At 40.1% G+C, this 4,139-nt stretch carries 4 protein-coding genes and 1 tRNA gene; 1 reads left to right on the top strand and 4 read right to left on the bottom strand.

The genetic code is table 11. From position 1 onward, the window contains the following. Positions 1 to 328: 328 nt before the first annotated feature. Entirely contained in the window at positions 329 to 1,045 is a 717-nt protein-coding gene (locus GKG41_RS22940) for a DUF554 domain-containing protein (RefSeq protein WP_154263222.1), read from the bottom strand. Positions 1,046 to 1,337: 292 nt separating this feature from the next. Here GKG41_RS22940 and GKG41_RS22935 point away from each other — a divergent pair, with 292 nt between their 5' ends. After that, positions 1,338 to 1,667, top strand: coding sequence for a hypothetical protein (locus tag GKG41_RS22935; RefSeq protein WP_154263220.1), 330 nt, complete (start codon positions 1,338 to 1,340; stop codon positions 1,665 to 1,667). 61 nt (positions 1,668 to 1,728) lie between these two features. Here GKG41_RS22935 and GKG41_RS22930 read toward each other — a convergent pair whose 3' ends face one another. From GKG41_RS22930 to GKG41_RS22920, 3 genes are all read right to left on the bottom strand, one after another. Further along, positions 1,729 to 1,950, bottom strand: a complete 222-nt coding sequence (locus GKG41_RS22930; RefSeq protein ID WP_154263217.1) for a hypothetical protein — start codon at positions 1,948 to 1,950, stop codon at positions 1,729 to 1,731. 781 nt (positions 1,951 to 2,731) lie between these two features. Further along, complete coding sequence (locus tag GKG41_RS22925) at positions 2,732 to 3,730, bottom strand: helix-turn-helix transcriptional regulator (RefSeq protein ID WP_154263215.1); 999 nt, start codon at positions 3,728 to 3,730, stop codon at positions 2,732 to 2,734. A 163-nt stretch (positions 3,731 to 3,893) separates the two neighbouring features. Further along, a tRNA-Trp gene (locus GKG41_RS22920) sits at positions 3,894 to 3,964 on the bottom strand. Positions 3,965 to 4,139 lie beyond the last annotated feature (175 nt).

The raw sequence follows: 4,139 nt of genomic DNA, 5'->3' as shown, positions 1-4,139 counted from the left end.
GCAGCAACTCTTAAATATTACCACAGGCTGTTGTGTCTGTCAATAACTTTTTTTATTTCTTTTTATCAGTTATTTCCGTGTGACTCACAGCAACTTTTATATAATATCATAAGCAGTCTGCCTTGTCAACAACTTTTTTCTCTTTAATTCCTGTCTTGTCGACAGCTATATTAGAATACCATACTATAATCCAATCTGTCAACCCATATTTTAACATTTTTTCACTTTTTATTTTACATTCTTCTGTTTCCTTCGCATTTCATTTTCTGCCTTTTATAAGTTTCTGGCTGCGTACGGAAATATCTGTCGTCCCTATAAAAAATCATATTTACAGGAACATAAGAATCACTTCATATAGGATTGGAACAAGCAGCGCAGGAAGCATATTTCCCACCCTGATCCTGTTACCGAACAGCAGGTTAATTCCCACACCACAGATCAGCACAGAACCTATATAAGAAAGTTCTAAAATGGTCCGATCCGTTAGGTAGGGTGCTATAAAATGGGCCAGCAAAGTAATTCCCCCCTGATAAACTCCCAAAGGGAGTGCGGCAAACAGCGGTCCTATCCCAAAGGATGCCGCAAATATCATAGTGATGACTCCATCTAAAATTGCTTTTGCTGCAAGCATAGAGTAGTCTCCGGAAAATCCATCCTGCAGTGCGCCCACCACTGCCATAGCCCCAATACAGATCACCAACGTATTGCTCATAAATCCGGCAACAAACCCTGTATCTTCTTGTGCATTGACAAGCTTCTTCAAGCGCTCTCCCAGCCGCTCTACATGGTATTCAATATTACACGCTTCTCCCAACAAAGAGCCGAGTACCAAAGACGCGATCAGCAGAATTGTCCCCTGGGACTCTAATCCATTCCCAGCGGGCTTCAACATACCGGTAAGTGCACCGCTTATCCCTATGAAAATCACGCAAAGTCCCATGGACTGCATTAAGATCTCTTCCAATCTTCGGGGAATGTTTCCTTTAATAAAAGTTCCAATACCTCCGCCTAACAAAACTGCTGCTACATTAATTAATGTTCCCAATACCCAACCGCCTTCTTTTTCCTTTGCCTCCATTTGCTTCAAGAATCATCTTATCATCTCACACTATCCCCTGCAATACTATTTTCCGAAAAATCATAAAGCCACTTTTCAACGCAATTTGCACGCTTATCCATATATCTTTTTGTAGGATTCCATGTCGCTGACGAATAAAAAGAAGAATATGGTATGGTACATGATCAGAATTTGACTTTACAGACAATTCGTATTAAACTAAAGAAAAGATGAACAAATAATAATTAGCATTATACCCTTTGCATAAGGAGGTATCATTATGAAGGATCATATTTTTTATTTGCTAATCATGTGGGGCGGGGCTTTCGTATTGCTGGGATTTGGAATCTATGTAAGAAAAATGAAAAAGCCTATGCGACTTTGGACCACTATACCTGTATTAGCCTCAGATGTAAAGGACCTGTCAGCTTACAACCAGGAAATCAGCCGGCTGTGGTGCATTTGCTCTATTCCATGTTTCATCACAGGATTGATTGTATTCTGGTATCCTGTTGCTTCTGTCATTTTCTTTGTTTTGTCCTGTACAGCCGGCATAGCCTGGATAGCCTGGCAGTACCAGAGAATTGAAAAAAAGTATCTCATCAAATAATCACCCTTGTATTGTTTACATCCCCGCAATTGCGGGGGTGTATTCTTATGCGCAAAAGATTTTAATGCAAATACAGATATGGATTTGCCCCCCGTTTTGGTACGGCAGGAATCACACTGTCACGAGCTTCCTTCTCAGAATTGTAGAGTCTGCTTTGCCGTAGCCGGATCCCTTTATGGCAATCATATTTCAAAGTCACCAAATCTCCTTGTATCCCTGTAATAATGGCCTGTTTAATTCTGTGTCCGTTTTCTATAAAGTAACAGATATCTCCTGCCTTCATGCTACCACTCCTTTGCCATTATTATATAGGAACTAATGTTCGATTTTCAATGGTAAGATCTGGAATCTATTGCTCCCTCCGGCTTTGCTTTCTCTGCTTTTGGCGAGTCTGTTTCCCTACTGCATCATGGTATGCGTCAAGGACTTCTTTCTTCTATTCAAACCGTACGCCAACATAACGGGCGGTAATGGAAAGTGAAATGCGTTCAACTGTATTTTCCATGCACTAACATAGACAAAGCAACTGCTGATACTCAATGCGGGTAGCAAAGGGACTAGAAACATCATTGGTAACTGGTAATTATTTAATTTTTCAATGTCCCGCATATTCATTCCAAGTTGCTGCAAAATACAATCCTGTCGGCGTTTCTTTTCCCTTCTGCAAATTTTCATAAAAAATAAGTCTGCTTACAGTTCGGTTAGGGATTCCCGAAATCAAATAAATACTCAATTCCCGGCTTCGTTTTTTCAGTATATACCTTGTCATATGCCCAATCATCCACCCCATAATGAGGACAATAAGCAGTGACATGGGGATAATCATATAAGGCAGAACACCGATACTGGGAAACAATTTCATAATATCCGAAAAAATCAGCGAATTAAAAGCGTACATAAAGACACCGTACAGACAAGGGTTATGACATAAAGCAAATACTCTTTTGACTGTCTTTTGGCTATAAAATCAGCCAAAAATAAGATTACAAAGCGACAGACAGCTGCTCTTATACTTGAAAGCAGCTGTCTGTCATTTATGGTTTCTCACACCGAACAACCTTATTTTATTTTTCGCTGGACATGTTATGGACTTTATCTAGTTTTTTTACTGGTCTAATATACTTAAAATACTGTTCTGGATTGTAATAAAAATACATAATTCTTCCAGGTGCTGTATCCAGACAGTAACCAGCATCAGTATAATCAAAAGCAGCCATTGCCGCTTCGATCTTTTCCTCAACACTGCAGTTTTCCTGTTCATAATCAAATGGGCCATGTTCAAAAACTATATATTCATCTTCTGGAATGTCTTCCATAGACATTTGGGCCGGCACTTCCCCTCTATAGTCTGATGGGAGCCGTACTCCCCAGCACTCTGCGCGCAGTATCCCCCAATCGCACAGCCTACCCTTGGGGTCATTCATATAAGCCATAATCTGACCGCTTCCGCAGTTGGCTTCGCTCCCCCCTTCGTCATCCAATTTGCCTTTTATACTATCAAGTAATCCGCAGATTGTTTCATAGTCTTGTCCCTCAATAAGACTTTGCTTTTGCCAAAAATCCCAATATCCATTGCTCTCATAGTTTTTAATATACAAAAATTTGTGTGCTGGTATCGTAACAAAATATACGTTTACACCTTCCGCTGATTTAATCATACCGATTTCTCCTAATCCGAAAAAGTAACGATCAAAAGGGCTTATTTTTGTACGGAGAACAACAGGCTTAGGATGCCTGCGATACTCACTGGGTGTAACACCATAAGTTCCTTTGAAAGCTCTGGTAAAAGCTTCATGGGATGAGAATCCATAATCAAGGGCAATATCCAGAAGGCTCTTATCGCTATCACGAACCTCTTTTAATGCAAAGGCTAACTTTCTCTGCCGTACATAATCTCTAAACTGCATCCCCGAGATCTCTCTGAACTTTCTTGTTGTATAAAATTCAGAATAACCCAACTTCCGGGATAAAAAACGCAGGGTTAAAGCCTCATCGTTATAGCCTTTCATACACTCATCAATTTCATCCACAATTATTTGAATTTGTTTCTGCCACTCGTACATTAAATCACCTCTTTCAACCGTCCTATCACCATTATAAAGAATTGACAATGTTACTGCTTGATTTTACTTGCTTTTGTATATAAGAAGTTTGACCTTTTGCCATCTTAAACCCACATACTACAAAAAGCCCTGCAGACACTACATCTGCAGGACTTCTTCTCTCCAGGGGATGAGGGATTCGAACCCCCATCGACGGTTTTGGAGACCGGTGCTCTACCATTGAACTAATCCCCTTTATACAACTTTAAGTGGCCATCTCTAGCCACTTACTCTTTTTATGTACTCTCAAAACTACATATACGATTTTACATCTCTTTTTTTCACTTTGCAACACTTTTCCGTAATACTTAGATTTGCCTTTTACCAGTTCCGGCTCGACTTGCGTCTCACCTGCCTGTTTTCTGCCTTT

The organism is Lactonifactor sp. BIOML-A5 (genome assembly GCF_009677585.1).
GTDB lineage: Bacteria > Bacillota > Clostridia > Lachnospirales > Lachnospiraceae > Lactonifactor.
Note: the sequence above shows the minus strand (reverse complement) of the source record. Positions and strands in the feature narration are given on the sequence as shown.